Source organism: Spirillospora sp. NPDC047279 (genome assembly GCF_040643285.1).
Classification (GTDB): Bacteria; Actinomycetota; Actinomycetes; order Streptosporangiales; family Streptosporangiaceae; genus Spirillospora.
On the sequence record NZ_JBEYUA010000015.1, the window covers coordinates 204185 to 221530 of the forward strand.

General features: G+C 72.5%; 18 protein-coding genes. 5 read left to right on the forward strand and 13 right to left on the reverse strand.

The window, feature by feature from the left end:
- Nucleotides 1-107: 107 nt before the first annotated feature.
- A complete protein-coding gene (locus tag ABZ810_RS34035; protein WP_358410271.1) occupies nucleotides 108-902 on the reverse strand; it encodes a class II aldolase/adducin family protein in 795 nt (264 codons plus the stop codon).
- Nucleotides 903-1015: 113 nt separating this feature from the next.
- Here ABZ810_RS34035 and ABZ810_RS34040 point away from each other — a divergent pair, with 113 nt between their 5' ends.
- The 3 genes from ABZ810_RS34040 (at nucleotide 1016) to ABZ810_RS34050 (ending at nucleotide 3465) form a co-directional block, all read left to right on the forward strand.
- A complete protein-coding gene (locus tag ABZ810_RS34040; RefSeq protein ID WP_358410273.1) occupies nucleotides 1016-2149 on the forward strand; it encodes a helix-turn-helix domain-containing protein in 1134 nt (377 codons plus the stop codon).
- Nucleotides 2150-2165: 16 nt separating this feature from the next.
- Complete coding sequence (locus tag ABZ810_RS34045; protein ID WP_358410275.1) at nucleotides 2166-3044, forward strand: LLM class flavin-dependent oxidoreductase; 879 nt, start codon at nucleotides 2166-2168, stop codon at nucleotides 3042-3044.
- 91 nt (nucleotides 3045-3135) lie between these two features.
- A complete protein-coding gene (locus ABZ810_RS34050) occupies nucleotides 3136-3465 on the forward strand; it encodes a multidrug efflux SMR transporter (protein WP_358410276.1) in 330 nt (109 codons plus the stop codon).
- On the opposite strand, the gene ABZ810_RS34055 is transcribed toward ABZ810_RS34050, so the two are convergent.
- From ABZ810_RS34055 to ABZ810_RS34085, 7 genes are all read right to left on the reverse strand, one after another.
- On the reverse strand, nucleotides 3452-3838 hold the full coding sequence (locus tag ABZ810_RS34055; protein WP_358410388.1) for a YkvA family protein: 387 nt from the start codon (nucleotides 3836-3838) through the stop codon (nucleotides 3452-3454). The genes ABZ810_RS34050 and ABZ810_RS34055 overlap by 14 nt on opposite strands.
- 28 nt (nucleotides 3839-3866) lie before the next feature.
- Complete coding sequence (locus ABZ810_RS34060; RefSeq protein WP_358410278.1) at nucleotides 3867-4409, reverse strand: hypothetical protein; 543 nt, start codon at nucleotides 4407-4409, stop codon at nucleotides 3867-3869.
- Nucleotides 4410-4481: 72 nt separating this feature from the next.
- A complete protein-coding gene (locus ABZ810_RS34065; RefSeq protein WP_358410279.1) occupies nucleotides 4482-5339 on the reverse strand; it encodes an AraC family transcriptional regulator in 858 nt (285 codons plus the stop codon).
- Nucleotides 5340-5375: 36 nt separating this feature from the next.
- Entirely contained in the window at nucleotides 5376-6164 is a 789-nt protein-coding gene (locus tag ABZ810_RS34070) for a hypothetical protein (protein ID WP_358410281.1), read from the reverse strand.
- Nucleotides 6165-6338: 174 nt separating this feature from the next.
- The gene (locus ABZ810_RS34075) at nucleotides 6339-7745 is read right to left on the reverse strand and encodes an aldehyde dehydrogenase family protein (RefSeq protein ID WP_358410282.1); all 1407 of its coding nucleotides are present in this window, start codon (nucleotides 7743-7745) and stop codon (nucleotides 6339-6341) included.
- Nucleotides 7746-7915: 170 nt separating this feature from the next.
- A complete protein-coding gene (locus ABZ810_RS34080) occupies nucleotides 7916-8680 on the reverse strand; it encodes a hypothetical protein (protein ID WP_358410283.1) in 765 nt (254 codons plus the stop codon).
- Nucleotides 8681-8685: 5 nt separating this feature from the next.
- Nucleotides 8686-9423, reverse strand: a complete 738-nt coding sequence (locus tag ABZ810_RS34085; protein WP_358410285.1) for a hypothetical protein — start codon at nucleotides 9421-9423, stop codon at nucleotides 8686-8688.
- Nucleotides 9424-9639: 216 nt separating this feature from the next.
- Here ABZ810_RS34085 and ABZ810_RS34090 point away from each other — a divergent pair, with 216 nt between their 5' ends.
- Nucleotides 9640-10092, forward strand: coding sequence for a hypothetical protein (locus ABZ810_RS34090; RefSeq protein WP_358410287.1), 453 nt, complete (start codon nucleotides 9640-9642; stop codon nucleotides 10090-10092).
- A gap of 33 nt (nucleotides 10093-10125) precedes the next feature.
- Here ABZ810_RS34090 and ABZ810_RS34095 read toward each other — a convergent pair whose 3' ends face one another.
- The 5 genes from ABZ810_RS34095 to aceA form a co-directional block, all read right to left on the reverse strand.
- Nucleotides 10126-11082, reverse strand: coding sequence for an ATP-binding cassette domain-containing protein (locus ABZ810_RS34095; RefSeq protein WP_358410289.1), 957 nt, complete (start codon nucleotides 11080-11082; stop codon nucleotides 10126-10128).
- An 8-nt stretch (nucleotides 11083-11090) separates the two neighbouring features.
- Nucleotides 11091-11900 carry an ABC-2 family transporter protein gene (locus ABZ810_RS34100; RefSeq protein ID WP_358410290.1) on the reverse strand — a complete coding sequence of 270 codons (810 nt, stop codon included), beginning with the start codon at nucleotides 11898-11900 and terminating at the stop codon, nucleotides 11091-11093.
- A complete protein-coding gene (locus ABZ810_RS34105; protein WP_358410292.1) occupies nucleotides 11893-12681 on the reverse strand; it encodes an ABC-2 family transporter protein in 789 nt (262 codons plus the stop codon). Before ABZ810_RS34105 ends, ABZ810_RS34100 begins: the two co-directional genes overlap by 8 nt.
- A 74-nt stretch (nucleotides 12682-12755) precedes the next feature.
- Nucleotides 12756-14264, reverse strand: a complete 1509-nt coding sequence (locus tag ABZ810_RS34110) for a M1 family metallopeptidase (RefSeq protein ID WP_358410294.1) — start codon at nucleotides 14262-14264, stop codon at nucleotides 12756-12758.
- Nucleotides 14265-14457: 193 nt separating this feature from the next.
- Nucleotides 14458-15741, reverse strand: coding sequence for an isocitrate lyase (gene aceA / locus ABZ810_RS34115; protein ID WP_358410295.1), 1284 nt, complete (start codon nucleotides 15739-15741; stop codon nucleotides 14458-14460).
- A gap of 150 nt (nucleotides 15742-15891) precedes the next feature.
- Here aceA and ABZ810_RS34120 point away from each other — a divergent pair, with 150 nt between their 5' ends.
- Nucleotides 15892-17331, forward strand: a complete 1440-nt coding sequence (locus ABZ810_RS34120; protein WP_358410296.1) for a helix-turn-helix domain-containing protein — start codon at nucleotides 15892-15894, stop codon at nucleotides 17329-17331.
- The last annotated feature ends 15 nt before the right edge of the window (nucleotides 17332-17346 follow it).

Genomic DNA, 17346 nt, shown 5'->3' on the forward strand with positions numbered 1-17346 from the left:
CCGGCCCCCGCCGGGCGCTCGCCGCCCGGCCCGGCGCGGGACGCGCAAGGCCCGGCCCCGGCACGGCGAGGCACTGCCCGCCCGGGGCCGGGCCCGGTCAGGCGCCGTCAGTCGAACAGGTCGGGCTGCTCACGGGTGATCTGGTCGTACAGCGGCTGGTAGTTGATCCAGCCGACCAGGTCGTTGCCGATCTGCGTGTGGGTCAGTTTGGCGTTCTCGGGCTCGATCGGCACGACGGTGCCGGCCGCCTTGGCCAGGAGCTGCACCTGGCACGAGCGCTCCATGGTGATGAACCACCAGGCGGCGGCGTCGACGGTGTCGCCCACCGTCAGCAGGCCGTGGTTGCGCAGGATGACGGCCTTGTAGTCGCCGAGGGCGGCGGCGATGCGCTTGCCCTCCTCCAGGTCGGTGACGACGCCGGTGTAGTCGTCGAACAGCCCGTGGTCCTCGTAGAACGCGCACACGTCCTGGGTGATCGGCTCCAGCTTCTGGCCGAGCGCGGAGATCGCGCGGCCGTGCGTGGAGTGGCTGTGCGCGGCGGCCACCACGCCCGGCCGGGCCTGGTGCACCTGGGAGTGGATGGCGAACGCGGCCTCGTTGACCGGGTAGCGGCCCTCCACGACCTGGCCCTGGTGGTTGACCAGGATGAGGTCGCTGACCTTGACGTGCTTGAAGGACATGCCGAACGGGTTGACCCAGAAATGGTCGGTGCGCTCGGGGTCGCGGGCGGTGATGTGGCCGGCGACGCCCTCCTCGAACCCGAACCTGCCGAAGATCCGCAGCGCGGCCGTGAGGCGTTCCTTGCGGTGCCGCCGCTCGTCCTCGACGTCGTCGAAGGACGGCGGCAACCGGAAGATCAGATCGGTCGGCAGCTTGTCGAGGAACTTCTCGTCGTCGGACACGGACCCACACTCCTTCGATTGTCTCCTGCCACCAAATATCATCGGCACCACGGTCGCCTAGGCTGGATCAGGCCAACCTGGCCAGAGGCCATTGTCTGGAGCGGACAACCACGATGGAGCACGGGACGTCGGCGCAGGGGGAGACCGGCCGGTTCCTCGCGCTGCTGCTCGAACGCGCGTCCGACCCCGCGCTGCTGGAGGCGACGGTCCAGGCCGCGCGGAGCAGGTCGGAGCTGGTGGCCGCGCTGCCCGAGGAGGAGACCCGGCGGCACACCCGGGCCCTGCTGCGCGGCACGCTGGCGGCCCTGGTCGAGGGCGGCGAGCCGGGCGAGGACGTGCTCCGGGCCGCCGGGCGGCTGGGCGCCGACCGGGCGCGCCAGGGCGTGCCGGTGGCGTCGTTCCTGGACGGGTTCCAGGCCGGCCGCGCGCACCTGGTCACGTCCATGATCGCCGACGGCCGGGCCCGCGGTGTCCCGGCGGACGTGCTGCTCGACGTGGTCACCCGGATCGACGAGATCAACACCGCCCTGGTGCACCGGATGGTGCACGCGCACCGGGTCGCGGAGCTGGAGATGGCCCGGACCACCCGTGAGGGCCACGCGCAGATCCTGCGCCAGCTCCTGCACGGCGAGCCGGTCGCCGCGCTCGGCCCGCTCGACCCGGCCGCCGCCTACCACTGCGTGGTCTCGGACATCAGCGACCCCGCCGTCGCCGCCCGGGTCGAGGCGGCGCTCACCACGCGCGAGCCGGGGCTCTGCGGGCTGGTCGACGGCCGGCTGGTGGCGCTGCTGGCCCGCGTGCCCGCGCTCCCGCCCGGCACGCCCCTGCTGGTCGCCGCGCCGGCGGTGCCGCCCGCCGAGGTCGCCCCGCTCTACGAGCTGGGCCGCCGGGCGCTGCGGGCGGGCGCGACCGCCGGGCTCACCGGCCTGCGCGACCTGACCGACCTGGCCCTGCTCACCGTGACGCGGGCCGAGCCCGAGCTCGGCCGCCTGCTGTCCGCCGGCCTGCTGGCCGAGCTCGACCCGGCGGACCCGTTCCACCGCGAGCTGGCCGAGACCGCCCTGGCCTACCTCGACCACGGCGGGCGCGTCGAGGACACCGCCGCCGCGCTGCACGTCCACGGCAACACGGTGAAATACCGGCTGCGCCGCCTCCGCGAGCTCACCGGCAGGTCCCCGTCCGACGCCGCCGCGGTCGAGCCCGCCGCCCACTGGTGGTGGGCCCTGCGCAGCTGGCTCGGGCGGTGATGTCACGCTGGTGGGTGTGAGCGAACTGAGGATCGGCACGGTCATGTGGCCGATGGAGCCGTGGCCCGCGGCGGGGGAGCTGTGGCGCCGCGCCGAGGGGCTGGGGTTCCACGCGGCCTGGGTCTACGACCACACCGCCTGGCGGGGCACCACGCCGTGGTACGACGCGTACACCACGCTGGCGGCCGCGGCCGCCGTCACCGGGCGGGTCCGCCTCGGCACGCTGGTCACCTCGCCCAACTTCCGGCACCCGGTGCCCACGGCGCACGCGGCGAAGACGATCGACCACATCAGCGGCGGGCGGCTCACGCTGGCGATCGGGGCGGGCGGCGGCAGCCGGACCTCGGACGCCGGGATCCTCGGCGGCCCGGAATGGACGCCGGGCGAGCGCGCCGGCCGCTTCGCCGAGTGGGTGGACCTCCTGGACGCCCTGCTGCGCGGCCCGGAGACGACCTTCGAGGGCGAGTACTACTCCGCGCGCGAGGTCGTGACCTCGCCCGGCTGCGTGCAGCGCCCCCGGATCCCGTTCGCGATCGCCGCCACCGGCCCGCGCGGCCTCCGCCTGGCCGCCCGGCAGGGCGACATGTGGGTCACCACCGGCGACCGTGCGCACCGGCACGACCCGCAGGGGGCGGTCCGCCGGCAGATCGCGGGCCTCGAGGAGGCGTGCGCGGCCGAAGGTCGCGACCCCGGGGAGCTCCGTCGGCTGTTCCTCACCGGATTCACCCACGAGCCGTGGCTGGCCTCCCCGGACGCCTTCACCGACCTGGCGGGCCGGTACGCCGCGCTGGGCGTCACCGACATCGCGCTGCACTGGCCGCGCCCCGGCACCGCCTGGGACGCGGACATGAAGGTCTTCGAGGCGGTCGCGGCCGAGCACGGCGCGCCCGCCTGATCCGTCCCGGCCCGGGAGAGATCACCAAAGCCTGGATGCCCGGGCCCGGGCGCGGCTAGGCTGCCGACCGTCTCGACCGGGAGAGGGCTGAATGCCGTACGTGCTGCTGGGTCTGGCCATCGCCGCCGAAGTGACCGCGACGTTGTCGTTGCGGGCCTCGGAGAGCTTCTCGAAGTTCGGGCCGTCCGCCGTGGTGGTGATCGGCTACCTCATCTCGTTCCTGCTCCTGGGCAAGGCGCTCACGTCCCTCAACGTGGGCCCGGTCTACGCGATCTGGTCCGCGCTCGGCACCATCGGCGCGTTCGCCGGCGGGGTGCTGCTCTTCGACGAGCAGCTCAAGCCGATCACGATCATCGGCGCCGGCATCGTCATCGCCGGAGTGATCGTCATGAACCTGGGCGGCGGCGTCAGTCACGGCTGACGCCCGCCCGCCTCCGGCGGCCGTACTCCTGGCCGAACGCGATGGCCAGCCAGCCCAGGGCGGTGGCGTCGTCGACGATCCCGAACGGCAGCAGCGGGTCCGGGATGAGGTCGATCGGGGAGATGATGTAGACCACCGCCGCGATCATCGCGATGACCTTGCCGGTGCTCGTCCTGTAGTAGGCGTCGACCGCCGTTCCGCCGCGGCCGCCGGGCGCGGTGCGGGTGCGGCGGGCGGCGCGGCGCAGCCGGAGCACGCCCGCGATGACGAGCACGCCGCCCGCGATGGCGATCGCCGCGCCCGCCAGGGCGTGGTCGGTGGCGACCAGCACGAGCGTGCCGGCCACGAGCAGGGGGAGACCGAGCCAGACCATGAGCACCGCCGGATCCGTGTCGTCGTCGTCAGATCCGGTATTGCCCGCCTTCCTCGCCCCATTCGCCGAACGCGGGAGTCGTACTCTGACCAGGCTCTTCGTCGAGGCCCACGAAGACCAGCCGGCGCACCCGCAGGTCCTGGGCCGACCGCGCGGTGCCGGCGACGTCGGCGGACGCCCCGGCGAACACCAGGTCCGCCGCCTCCGCCCAGTCCGGCAGCTTGACGAACTCCGGTGCCCACACCGCCGACCGGTGGCCCATGGTGATCTTGTAGCCGTGCACGCCGGCCTTCGGGTGCGCCACCGGCAGCGGGTCGACGTGCAGCGGGCCGTGCCGGAACGACCCCACGACGGGTTCGAGCATCTCGGACTCGTGCGCGATCCGGTGCAGGTCGTCGCGCAGCGGGCCCTGCTCGTCGGCCACCAGCCAGGCGTGCACGTTCTCCGGCGGCTCGGAGCCGGGGCCGCCGTCGAGGCCCACCCGGGTGTGGCCGTACTCGATCAGCAGGCCGGCCGGCGCGAACAGCGCCGACCGCGCCGTCCCGACACCGAGCAGGATCAGACGTGCCACCTCTCGATCGTCACCCGGCACGGGCGCCGCGTCCAGCCCCGAAAGGGGATATTTACGGAGGTGGGGGGCGGATCAGACCGTCTCGCGCGCGGTGGTGATCAGGTATTCGGGGGCCTGGGCGGCGAGCAACCGGGTCGGCGTGCACCCGGCCAGCGTGCGGAACTCGCGGTTGAGATGGGCCTGGTCGTAGTAACCGCAGGCGATGGCGAGATCGGCCCAGCTCACGGTGCCCGAGGACATCAGCTCGACGGCCCGCTGGAAGCGCAGCACCCGGCCCATCACCTTGGGCGTGAGGCCGACCTGCGCCCGGAAGCGGTGGGTCAGGTGCCTGCGGCTCCAGCCGACCTCCCCGGCCAGCTCGGCGACCGGGGCGAGGCCGCTGGTCGCGCTGAGCATGCGCCAGGCCTCCCGGACCTCGGGATCGGGCGCCGGGCCGGCCTCCAGGCGCGCCAGCAGGAACGTGTCGAGCAGGTCGAACCGCTCGGCCCAGCCGCCGGTGTGCCGGAGCCGGTCGACCAGCGCGGGCAGCGCCGGCCCGAACACCTCGGCCAGGTCGACGGCGAGGTTGGTGAGCTCTTCCAGCGGCATGCCGAGCAGCGTGTAGGCGCCCAGCGGGGTGATGTCGAGCTGGATCCCGTGCTGGCCGCCCTCGCACTCGTACATGCCGTGGCCGTCGTGCATGCCCGCGACGAACGAGCCGAACGCGGTGGGCCGGGCCGCCGGGTCGGGGACCCGCAGCCGGAGCGGCACCCCCAGATTGATGATCATGACCGTGTACCGGGTGGGCAGGGTGCGCATCCGGCTGGGCGCCACCAGCGTCTCCCGGTAACCCTCGTACTCGCGCAGGAACGGGCGCAGCGCGGGGTGGGGTGCGCGGGTGGCCATCTGCCAGGTGCCGCGGTCTTCGAGCCGGACGGAGCGGTCGCTCACCCTTCCAGTCCTATCACCCGGGTGTGACAGCCGGCCTCACTCGTACATCTGCCCGCAGACCGCGATGCGCGCGAGATCGGCCCAGCTCATCGTGGTGATCGAACGTACGTACGAACGAGCGGCGGATCCGGCCGCGGGCCCGCCGGGCAACGGCACCCGCGCGCCGTCCGCCGGGTCCCAGCCGCCGAGGCTGCCCGCCACCGCGCACTCCAGGTAGGTGGCCGGGTCGAAGTTGTACCACCGCGGCGGCGTCGCCCGCCGCCCGCAGCCCGGCGGGCGCGGGGCGTCGACGCCGAAGCGGGCCTGCGGCCCCGGCGGCGCGGCGAGGAACTCCTCCAGGTCGGCGAGCTGGGAAAGGATCACCCGTTCCCAGTCGGCGTACCCCTCCGGCTCGTCGCCGGGGAGCGAGAGGTCCTTGCCGGCCCAGGCCGGATCGAAGCCGGCCGGGGGAGTGGTGGCCGCGGCCGAGAACATCGCGGCCACGTCGTCGGGCTCGAGGGCGGGGAGGGTGCGCAGCGGGCCGCTGACCTTCCACAACGACCGCAGGAACGCCGACAGCGACCACGACCGGGCCCGCGCCTCCTGGCCGAGGTGCAGGAAGTGCAGGTAGAGGTCACGGTTGGTGCGGAGCGCCGGCGCGGGCGGCCCGCTCACCCAGTAGAGCTGCTTGTGCGGGACGCCGCTCTCCATCGCCAGCACCTGGGCGAGGGCGGCGATGCGCGAGTCGTGCGTGGCCACGTGGAACTCGTTGCCCAGGTCGTCCTGGCGAATGACGTCCCACGTCTCCACGGCCCCTCCACGGTCGGCGGTCTGTGCCGTCCCCATGTCCCGAGCTGAGAGTCTCCCATCAGGCGGGCCGACGACCAGTAGTTGCCGTGTCACTTTCCGGACTCGAAGTCGTGACCTTTCGTTCGGGCTCCCGTCACGTTCCGTCGCACCGGACGCGCGGGTCCCGGCGGCACCGCCGCCGGGACCCGTCCGTGCGAGCAGGGGATGGTTTCAGAGCTTGGAGCGGTGGAGCACCTGGATCTCCGTGAACCCGTAGAGGCCCCACGGGCCGTTCTCCACGCCCACGCCGCTCCACTTGAAGCCGCCGAACGGCTGGTGCGGGGCCAGCGCCAGGTGGGTGTTGACCCAGGCGGTGCCGCACTCCAGGCGGCTCGCGACCTCGCCGGCGCGCTCGGCGTCGGCGCTCCACACCGAGCCCGACAGCCCGAAGTGGGTGCCGTTGGCGCGGGCGAGGGCCTCGTCCAGGTCGGAGTACCTGACGATCGGCAACGCCGGGCCGAACTGCTCCTCGTCGACGATCCGGGCGCCGTCGGAGACGTCGGCCAGGATCGTCGGCTCGAAGAAGTAGCCGGGGCCGTCGATGGCCTTGCCGCCGGCCGCGGCGCGGGCGCCCTTGGCGATCGCGTCGGCGACCAGCTCGGAGACGCGCTCGTACTGCGGCCTGTTGTTGATGGGGCCGAGCTGGACACCCTCCTCCAGGCCGTTGCCGACCCTGGCCGCGTTCGCCTTGGCCGCCAGCGCGTCGACGACGTCGCCGTACAGGCTCTCCGGCACGTACACCCGCTTGATCGCCGAGCAGACCTGGCCGTTGTTCATGAACGCGGCGCCGAAGAGCTTGTCGGCGACCGCGGCCGGGTCGGCGTCGTCGAGCAGGATCGCCGGGTCGTTGCCGCCGAGCTCCAGCGTGACCCGCTTGAGGTCGGGCGCGGCGGCCGCGGCGACCCGCTTGCCGGTGGCGACGCTGCCGGTGAAGCTGATCTTGCGCGGCGTCTCGTGCCCGGTCATCCAGGCGCCGAGGTCGTCGCCGCCGGTGACCACGTTGAACACGCCGGGCGGCAGGACGTCGCGCAGGACCTCGCCGAGCTTCAGGCTGGACAGCGGCGTGAAGGGGGACGGCTTGAGGACCATCGTGTTGCCGGCCAGCAGCGCGGGCGCCAGCTTCCAGATGGCCAGCAGCAGCGGGTAGTTCCACGGCGTGATGGCCGCGACGACGCCCATCGGCCGGCGGATGACCTCGACGAAGGCCGCGTCGTCGTCCTGGATGACCTCGCGCGGGAGCTCGAGGTCGGCGAAGTACTTGATCCAGACGCCGGCGCCGACGACCTCCATGGTCGCGTCCGCCAGCGGCTTGCCCTGCTCCAGGGTGAGGATCCGGCCGATCTCCTCCGACTTGGCGAACAGCAGGTCGGCGGCGGCCTGGAGGGCCTTGCGCCGGGCCTGCTCGTCGGCGCGCCACGCGGGGAAGGCCGCCGCGGCGGCGGCCATGGCCTGGTCGAGTTGCTCGCGCGCGGCGTCCGGGGCCTGGTCGGCCACGTCACCGGTCGCGGGGTTGATCACGTCGAACGTCCCGGGCGCTTCCACGCTCTGGCCGTCGATGGTCATCGTGAAGCCGGTCACCGTTGAGCCTCCACTTCGCAGCGCATACCGAATGACGTTCAGTATTCACCCCGGAGGCGTCCCGGACCAGCCCTGGCGAGGATCGACGCCACCGGGCTGAGACGGCGGAGACGCGGATGAGCCCCGCCGCGGGACGCGGGGCGGGGCTCATCCGGCCGAGGGCCGGAGCGTCAGGTCGAGAGCAGCCGGTCCACCAGGTCACGGTAGGCGCGCAGGGCGAGCCGGTGCCGTTCGGTGTCGGGCTGGTCGTCCTCCTTCTCCGAGCGCCACCGGTCGTCCAGCGAACGTTTCCGGGAGCCGACGGCCTGCTTCATGGCCTCGACGACCTCGGTGGTGAGCTCGTCGGCCTTCTTCACGGCCTCCCGGGGGTCGTCGACGAAGTTCGCCTGCACCTCGTGCCAGCGCTCCCGGAACCGCTCGGCGTCCTTGACCTCAAGGAGCCGTTCGATGCGCTCCTCGGTGCCGGCGGGCGCGGCCTTGGGGGCCGGCGTGCCCTTGGGGGACGGCGTGTCCTTGGAGCCCGGAGCGTCCTTCGACAAGGGCGTCTCCTGCGGCTGGGCCGCCGTGGCCGCCGCGGCCGTGGGCCCGGGCGGCGCCGTCGCCGGTGCCTGCGCCGCGCCCGACTGTGCCGCGGCCGGCCGCGCCGTCGGCTCGTGGGCGGGAGGCTGCGACGCGGGCGCGGCGTGCTGGGGCTTGGGGAACGAGGTGGCCACGTCGCTGTCGGTCTTGCCGGAAGCGGTGCCGGGCGTGGGGCCGGCGACGTGGGTGTCCCGGGCCCCGGCGGCCTCGCCGGTGCCCGCGGCCTTCGCGCGCTCGTCGGCGGGCAGGTCCGCGCCGGGCCGGTCGGCGGCCTTGTCGGCTGCGCGGTCGGCGGCGCGGTCGGCCGGCTTGTCCGCGGGCCGCCCCGCGGTCTGGTCGGTAGGTCTGTCAGGCATCGTGGTCAGCTCCTCGGCTGGGATTCGTCGTCGCGGCGCGCCTTGGTCTCGGGCCGCCGTTCACTCGCCCCGTCCCCGGGCCCGCCGGCCTCGGGCGCGCGCTCGGCCCGCGTCTCGGGGTCGGGCTCGGGTTTCGGCGCGGGCTCGCCGGGCGCCGGCTCCGTGGCCGCCGGGGCGGCGGGGGAGGGCGCGGCGGCGCGCTCGCCGTCCGGGACGGCGAGGAGGTCCTCGAAGAGGGCGCGGTAGTGGACCATCGCCTGCCGGAGGTCCTCGGTGGAGGCCTCCTTGCGCGCGGCCCGCGTGCTGATGTCCTGGGCGCGCCGGTAGTGGTCGATGGTCCGGCCGTGCTCGACGGACAGGTGTGCCACCTTCTCGTCGAAGCCCTGGCTGGTGGGGTAGCCGCGCTCACCCATCACGACCGTCACGAGGCGGTCCGCCTGCTCGACGGCCGCCTCGGGCGCGTCGACGAACTGCTCCTGGACGTGCACCCACTGCTCGCGGTACTGATCGCGCTGGCGCGGGTCGAGCTCGCGCAGTTCCAGCTCCTGGTGCCGCTGCTCGCGGGAGAGCAGTTCCCGCTCGGCGGCGGCACGGCCGCCGTGCCGTTCCACGGCCCGGTCGTATTCCGAGCCGAACTGCTCGCGCAGCCGGCGGGTCCGCGCCTGCCGCACCGCGAGCAGGCCCGCGCCGGCGAGGGCCGCCACGACCACCACGGCTATGACGACCATGAGGACGGTCGACATGGTTGCCTCCGAAGGTCCTTTTTCTTCTTTGAACGAACGGCACGCCGATGCCCCCACAAACGGGTTCGAAACAGACGCGCCCGTTGCGGCCCTGCTGGCAGGCGGTACTTTCTTATGTCCCGATTTGCTGCGGTGTGACGGATGTGCATGCTGAGATGTACCGAAACGATCGCCAACCGGCACCCTGCGGCCCGTGCGGATGGGATGTGATCTTCGGTGCGCCACGCCTTCGGATTCCTGCTGGGCATCCTCCTGGCCCCTGCCCTCGTCTACGGGGCGGCCTGGGGATTCGTCCAGGCGGGGCAGTCCTTCGACGGGGTGGGGCAGGAGATCACCGACGACACCCGGATCTACGGCGCGTTCGCGCTGCTCGCCGCGGTCGGGCTGGTCATGGGCGTGATCATCGTTGCCCGGTGGGCCTCCCCGCTGGTGTCGCTGGTGCCCGCGCTCGCCCTGATCGGGTTCTCGGTCTACTTCCTGGTCGATCCCGGCGCCGTGCTCGACCTGCCGGGCAAGGTGCCGCCCGCCGGTGACCTGGACTCCGGCCTGCGGCTGCTGCTCGGGTCCGGCGTCTACGCGATGATGGGCTTCGCCCTGCTGGCCCCGACCTGGGCGCCGCGCCGCTGGTCGGGCCGCCGGGACGACGACGATGACGGCCTTCCCCTCTAGGGGACCCCGGCCGCTCCGGCCGCCGGGCGGCCGTCAGGCGCGGACCTGGCCGCCCCGGTAGAGCCGCGCGACGACCTCCTCGATGTCCGCCTCGCGGATCGCGACGTCGCGCACCTCGTACCGTCCGGTGAGCGCGGCGATGACCTGCGCCGCGTTGGCGTCGCGGGGGAAGCGCAGCCACTGGCGCGGCCCCTCGACCCGGTCGACCGTGACGCCGGGGAGCACGATCGGCGGGCACGGCCGGTCCAGCTCCACGACCAGCACCCGGTCCGCGTCCACGGCGGCGCGCAGCCGCGTCAGGTCGCCGTCGTAGGCCAGCCGCCCGTGATCGATGATCATCACCCGGTCGCACAGCCGCTCGATGTCGCCGAGGTCGTGCGTGGTCAGCAGGATCGTGGTGCCGCGCTCGGTGTTGAGGCGGGCCAGGAACTCGCGCACCGTCGCCTTGCTGACCACGTCCAGGCCGATGGTGGGCTCGTCCAGGACCAGCAGCTCGGGATCGTGCAGGAGCGCCGCCACCAGGTCGCCGCGCATGCGCTGGCCGAGGCTGAGCTGGCGGACGGGGGTGTCGATGAACGGCCCGAGCTCCAGCAGCTCGGAGAGCTCGGCCAGCCGCGTGCGGTGCGCCGCGGCGTCGACGCGGTAGAGATGCCGGATGAGGGTGAGGCTGTCGCGCAGCGGCAGGTCCCACCACAACGTGGTCCGCTGCCCGAAGACCACGCCGAGGCGCCGCGCCAGCGTGGTGCGCCGCCGCGACGGGTCCAGGCCGCAGACGCTCACCGAGCCGGCCGAGGGCGTCAGGATGCCGGTGAGCATCTTGATGGTGGTCGACTTGCCCGCGCCGTTGGGGCCCAGGTAGCCGACGAACTCGCCGGCCGCCACGGTGAACGACACGTCGTCCACCGCGCGCACCGTCGTCCGGACGCGGCGCAGGCGCCCGGCGCGCCGCCGCACGGTGAACGACTTGGCGACTCCCTCGACCTCGATCATCGTCCTCCTCAGCTCCCGGTGGACCGGTAGTGGCGCAGCCCCGCCCGCCACGCGACCGCGGCCAGCGCGCAGAGCGCGGCGGCCACCACGGGGGCGGCGAAGCGCAGCCCCCAGGGCAGGCCGATCGGGTCGGCCCGGTCCAGGACGTACAGCGCGGGCTGCCAGTTCACGAACGCCAGCGGCACGACGAAGGTCACCCCGCGGACGAACTCGCGGCCGAACATGCTGAGCGGGTACTGCGTCAGGAAGGCCCCGCCGTAGGTCACCGACTTGGTGGCGCCGTGCCCGTCGATCAGCACGAACTGCACCGACGCCGTGAGCACCCACAACCCGGCGAAGATCGCGACCCCGGTCAGCACCATCGCCGGGACCATCGCCACCCGCCCCGGGGTCCAGTCCACGTCGAGCCGCGGAACCACCAGCAGGAGCACGCCGGTGGGCGTGACCACCCGGCCGACCCGCCGCGGTGAGAAGTCCTCGGTGGCGATCTGGATCAGCGGGCTCACCGGGCGCACCAGCATCGTGTCGAGCGTGCCCTCCCTGATGTGCCTGCCCAGCCGCTCGGTCGTGCCGAACAGCGAGTCCGCGACCGCGAACGACAACGCCGACGTCCCGTACAGGAACAGCACCTCGGGCGCCTCGAAGCCGGCGATGCGCGGGGCGCGCGCGAACATCACCAGGATCGCGGCCATGTCGAGCGCCCCCACGATCGCGGTCGCCAGGGTGAGCAGCACCAGCGACACCGGCTGCTGCGCCGCCGCCCGGATCCACGTCCAGGCGAGGAGCCCGTACATCCGGACGGCCCGCTGCTCAGCCACCGTGGATCACCAGCTTCCGCCGGGCCGCGCGGGTGAGGAGAGCCCCGGCGGCCAGCAGGACGACCGCCCACCCGGCCTGGAAGCCCAGCGCCGCGATCAGGTCGGCCCCGGTCCGCTTGGCGAGGTAGACGTCGGCCGGCACCTGGATGAGGGCCGCCCACGGCAGCAGGCCGGCCAGGGTGCCGAGCCCGCCGGGGAAGACCACCAGCGGGAGGATCATGCCGGAGAAGAACAGCGACATCACCAGCGCGAGGGCCTGCAGGCCGCGGTCGTCGCGCAGCCAGAACACCCCGAGCGCGGTCAGGTAGCGGATCGCGAAGCTGACCAGCACCGCGAGCACCACCGAGACCGCGAACGCGGCGAGCACGGCCGGTCCGGCGCCGCGCAGCGGGAACACCAGCGCGCCCGCGACCAGCGGGAGGGAGGCGCGCATCAGCAGCTCCGCCGAGGCCCGCCCGAGATCGTCCGACAACCACCAGACCTGGAGGCCCGCCGGGCGGTAGAGGTCGATCGCCACGTCGCCGGTGCGGATGCGGTCGGCGAGCTCCAGCCCGCGGAAGATCTGCACCGGCCCGATCAGGGCCTGGGTGAGGAAGCAGAACGTCACCGCGTCCGCCGCGTCGTACCCGCCGAGCGCGGGACGGGCGGCCCAGAGGGCGATGAGGACGTAGGCCCGCATGAAGCCGAAGACGGTGTTGGTGACCGCTTCGGCGGCGGAGCTGAGGGGGTAGGCGGTGTACCGCCGGAACGCGTACCACGCGACCCACGGATAGACCCCCACTTACCGGAATCATACGGAACGGGACGGGCCCGCTCCATGGACTCCTCCACAGAGCGGGCCCGCCGACCGCCCTGCTACGGGAGCGGGGGCTTGCCGGGGGAGTAGATCCAGGTCTGGAAGAACGCGGTCAGGTCCTGCCCCGACACCTCGCCGGCGAGCGCGACGAACTGCTCGGTGGTCACGTTCTTGTCGGCGTTGCGCGCCACCCAGGTGCGCAGCAGCGTGAAGAACCGCTCGTCGCCGATCCGCTCGCGCAGGAACTGCAGCACCATCGCGCCGCCGTTGTAGACGCGGTTGTTGAACATGGTGTCGCGCTTGGGGTCGGCGATGACGACCGACCACCAGGGGCTGCCCGCCGGGTCGGGGAACGCCCGGCCGTTGTAGGTCGCGCGGGCCGCGGCGGCGACCGTGGCGCCGCCGTGGCGCTCGTTCCACCACTGGTGCGACCAGGTCGCGAAGCTCTCGTTGAGCCAGATGTCCTTCCACCGCTTCGGGCTGACGCTGTCGCCGAACCACATGTGCGCCATCTCGTGCGCGATGGTGGTGGTGTCGCGGACCGCCGAGTAGACGGGCTTGCCCTGGGTCTCCAGCGAGAAGCCCAGCGGCTGGTCGTTGAAGCGCGCGTCGTCGGCGATGGCGCCGGCGGTGTTGAACGGGTACGGGCCCCAGGTCCTGGTCCACAGGTCGGTGGCCTCGTTGGTGGTGTCGAAGAAGAAGTCCACCGCGTTCGGCTGGGAGGCCAGCAGCACCGGGTCGACGGCGGTGTAGTTGGGCGTGCCGAGCGGCGTCCGGCCCGTCTTCACCTGCCACTTCCCGATGTCGAGGGTGGTGAGGTACGACGCCATCGGGCTGTCCTCGTGCCACTGGAAGACCGTCGCCTGGGCGGCGGCGGCGCGGCGGCTGAACGTCGCGGCCCGGTCCTTCTGGCTCCTCAGGACGCCGTTGGTGACGGCGCCGAGCCCCTTGGGCACGGTGATGGTGTAGTCGTAGGTCGCCTTGTCGCTCGGGTGGTCGTTGACCGGGAACCAGGTCGAGGCGCCGTTGGGCTCGCCGCCGACGAACGCGCCGTCGGGCGTGTGCAGGAACCCGTACGGCGAGCCGAAGACGATCGGCGAGCCCACGATGGTCTGCGGCACGCCGCCGTAGGTGATGCCCACCCGGAACGTGGCGCCCTTCCGGATGCCCTTGCGGGGCGTGATGGTCAGCTCCTGGCCGCGCCTCTTGTACGAGGCCCTGTGGCGGTCCACGCTCACCCGTTCCACGTCCATGCCGGACAGGTCGAGGTTGAAGGCGGACAGGTTCTGGGTGGCGCGGGCGGTGAGCGTCACGACCCCGTCGAGCTGGTCGAAGGCGGGATCGTAGGCGAGGTTCAGGTCGTAGTGCAGGGCGTCGTACCCGCCGTTGCCCTCCAGCGGGAAGTACTCGTCGCCGACGCCGTCCGCGCCCGGGGCGTACCGGGTGCGCCCGGCGGAGGCCGATGCCGCCGGCGTGAGGGCGACGACGCTGACGGCGGCGAGGGCCAGGGGGAGCACGCGCCCCGGGATCCGGCGCGGGCCGGCCTGCTTGGGGTGACGCAAGGCCATCTTCTTGATCCTCTCCCTTGAGTGATCGACAGCCCGTCCACATTCATCCCGCTAGGGAGATATGTCGATAGATGTGCCGCATGTGGCCGTGTCACCCGGCGGGAGCCCCGGGCGCACGAGAAGGCCCCTCCGGGGTGTAGGACCGGAGGGGCCTTCTCGGGATCGGGGCCGGGGACGACCGCGGATCAGAGGATCAGTGGAACTGGCCCTCTTCGGTGGAGCCCTTGAGTGCCGTGGTGGACGAGTCCGGGGCGATCGCGGTGCTGACCAGGTCGAAGTAGCCGGTGCCGGCCTCGCGCTGGTGCTTGACCGCGGTGAAGCCGCGCTCGGCCGCCGCGAACTCGCGCTCCTGCAGTTCGACGTAGGCGGTCATGCCCTCGCGGGCGTAACCGTGGGCCAGGTCGAACATGCCGCTGTTGAGCGAGTGGAAGCCCGCCAGCGTGATGAACTGGAACTTGAAGCCCATGTGGCCGAGCTCGCGCTGGAACTTGGCGATGGTCGCGTCGTCCAGGTGCTTCTTCCAGTTGAACGAGGGCGAGCAGTTGTAGGCCAGCATCTGGTCCGGGTACTCGGCCTTGACGGCCTCGGCGAACTTGCGGGCCTGCTCCAGGTCCGGGGTGCCGGTCTCCATCCAGATGAGGTCGGAGTACGGCGCGTAGGCCTTGGCGCGGGCGATGCAGGGCTCGATGCCGTTGCGCACCCGGTAGAAGCCCTCGGCGGTCCGCTCGCCGGTGGTGAACTCGCGGTCGCGCTCGTCCACGTCCGTCGTGATCAGGGTCGCGGCCTCGGCGTCGGTCCGCGCGATGATCAGGGAGGAGACGTTGGAGATGTCCGCCGCGAGGCGGGCGGTGTTGAGGGTCTTGATGTGCTGCGAGGTCGGGATGAGGACCTTGCCGCCCAGGTGGCCGCACTTCTTCTCGGAGGCCAGCTGGTCCTCCCAGTGCACGCCCGCCGCACCGGCGGCGATCATGCCCTTCATGAGCTCGAAGGCGTTGAGCACGCCGCCGAAGCCGGCCTCGGCGTCGGCCACGATCGGGGCGAGGTAGTGCGTGTCGCCCTCACCCTCGGACCACTGCACCTGGTCGGCGCGCAGCAGGGCGTTGTTGATGCGGCGGACCACCTGCGGCACCGAGTTGGCCGGGTAGATGCTCTGGTCGGGGTAGGTCTGGCCGGCCAGGTTGGCGTCGGCGGCGACCTGCCAGCCCGACAGGTAGATGGCCTTGAGGCCCGCCTTGACCTGCTGGACGGCCTGCATGCCGGTCAGCGCGCCGAGCGAGTGGACGTAGTCCTCCTCGTGGAGCAGCTTCCACAGGCGCTCGGCGCCGAGCCGGGCGAGGGTGGCCTCTTCCTGGACCGAACCGCGCAGCCGGACGACGTCCTCGGCGGTGTAGGTCCGCTCGATGCCCTTCCAGCGCTCGTCGGTCTCCCACTGACGCTGCAGCTCGTCGGCTGCGCCCTTGAGGCGACTGTCGCTCATCGTTTTGCCCTTCTGTGTCGTCCCCTGGGTGCTTGGGCATGAGTCTGCCCCGGGTTCAAGCCCTTAATGAACTCGCGGGTAACGAAAGATTGTCGAAATTTCCGCTATCATGAAGCCGTGACGACCTTGCGCCCAGAAGAACCCCTCAACTTGACGAGTGACGTAGATCTCGTCACCTTCGGCCAGCGCCTGCGGCACCTGCGGCGCAGTCGGGGGATGACGTTGTCGGACCTCGGGGAGAAGGTGGGCCGGGCTCCGTCCCAGCTCTCGCTGCTGGAGAACGGCCGGCGCGAGCCCAAGCTCTCGCTCCTCCAGACGCTGGCGAACGCGCTCGAGGTCCCGGTGGAAGAACTGCTGCGGCGCCAGCCGCCCAGCCGCCGGGCCCAGCTGGAGATCGCCCTGGAGGAGGCCCAGCGCGACCCGCTCTACCGGACGCTCGGCCTCGGGCACCTCAAGGTCAGCAAGCGCATGCCGAACGAGGTGATCGAGCACATCCTCGCCCTCTACGGCGAGCTGCGGCGCAGCCGCACCAAGCCGACCGCCAGCCCGGAGGAGGCCCGCAAGGCCAACGCCGCGCTGCGCCAGAAGATGCGCGAGCGCGGCAACTACTTCGGTGAGATCGAGTCGGTCGCCGCGCAGACGCTCGACGCCGTCGGCTACCGCAGCGGCCCGGTCTCGCAGAGCATGCTGATGACGCTGGTCGGCCACTTCGGCTTCACCCTGCAGTACGTGCAGGACCTGCCGCGGTCGGTCCGGTCGGTCACCGACCTGCGCAACCGGCGGATCTACCTCGAGCGCGAGCAGCTCGGGATGCACACGCCGCGGACCATCCTGCTGCAGACGCTCGGGCACATCGCGCTCGACCACGACCAGCCCCGCGACTTCGCCGACTTCCTGCGCCAGCGGGTCGAGGCCAACTACTTCGGCGCCGCGATCCTGATGCCCGAACGTTCCGTCGCCCCCTACCTCCAGGAGGCCAAGGCGGCGCGCGAGCTGTCGGTGGAGGACCTGGCCGACGTCTTCTCCGTGTCGTACGAGATGGCCGCGCACCGGTTCACCAACGTCGCCACGCACCACCTCGACCTGAGCCTGCACTTCACCAAGAACGACGAGAACGGCACCATCTACAAGGCCTACGCCAACGACGGCCTGCTGTTCCCGCAGGACGAGGACGGGGCGATCGAGGGCCAGCGGATGTGCCGCGAGTGGGCCGGACGGCACGTCTTCAACACCGAGGACCGCTTCTCGGTCTACTACCAGTACACCGACACCCCCAAGGGCACGTACTGGTGCCTGTCGCACATCGACCCGTCGCACGAGCGCGACTTCGCCATCACGCTGGGCGTGCGGTTCGAGGACTCGCGCTGGTTCCGCGGCCGGGAGACCACCAACCGGGTCAAGTCGGCCTGCCCGGACGGCGACTGCTGCCAGCGCCCGCCGCAGGATCTGGCCGACCGGTGGGAGGGCATGGCGTGGCCGTCGGCCCGCGCGCACTCGCACGTCCTGTCGGTGCTCCCGCCCGGCGCCTTCCCCGGCGTCGACGAGGCCGACGTCTACGCCTTCCTCGACAAGCACGCCGCGGTGGAGTGAGGGAGCGGCCGGCGG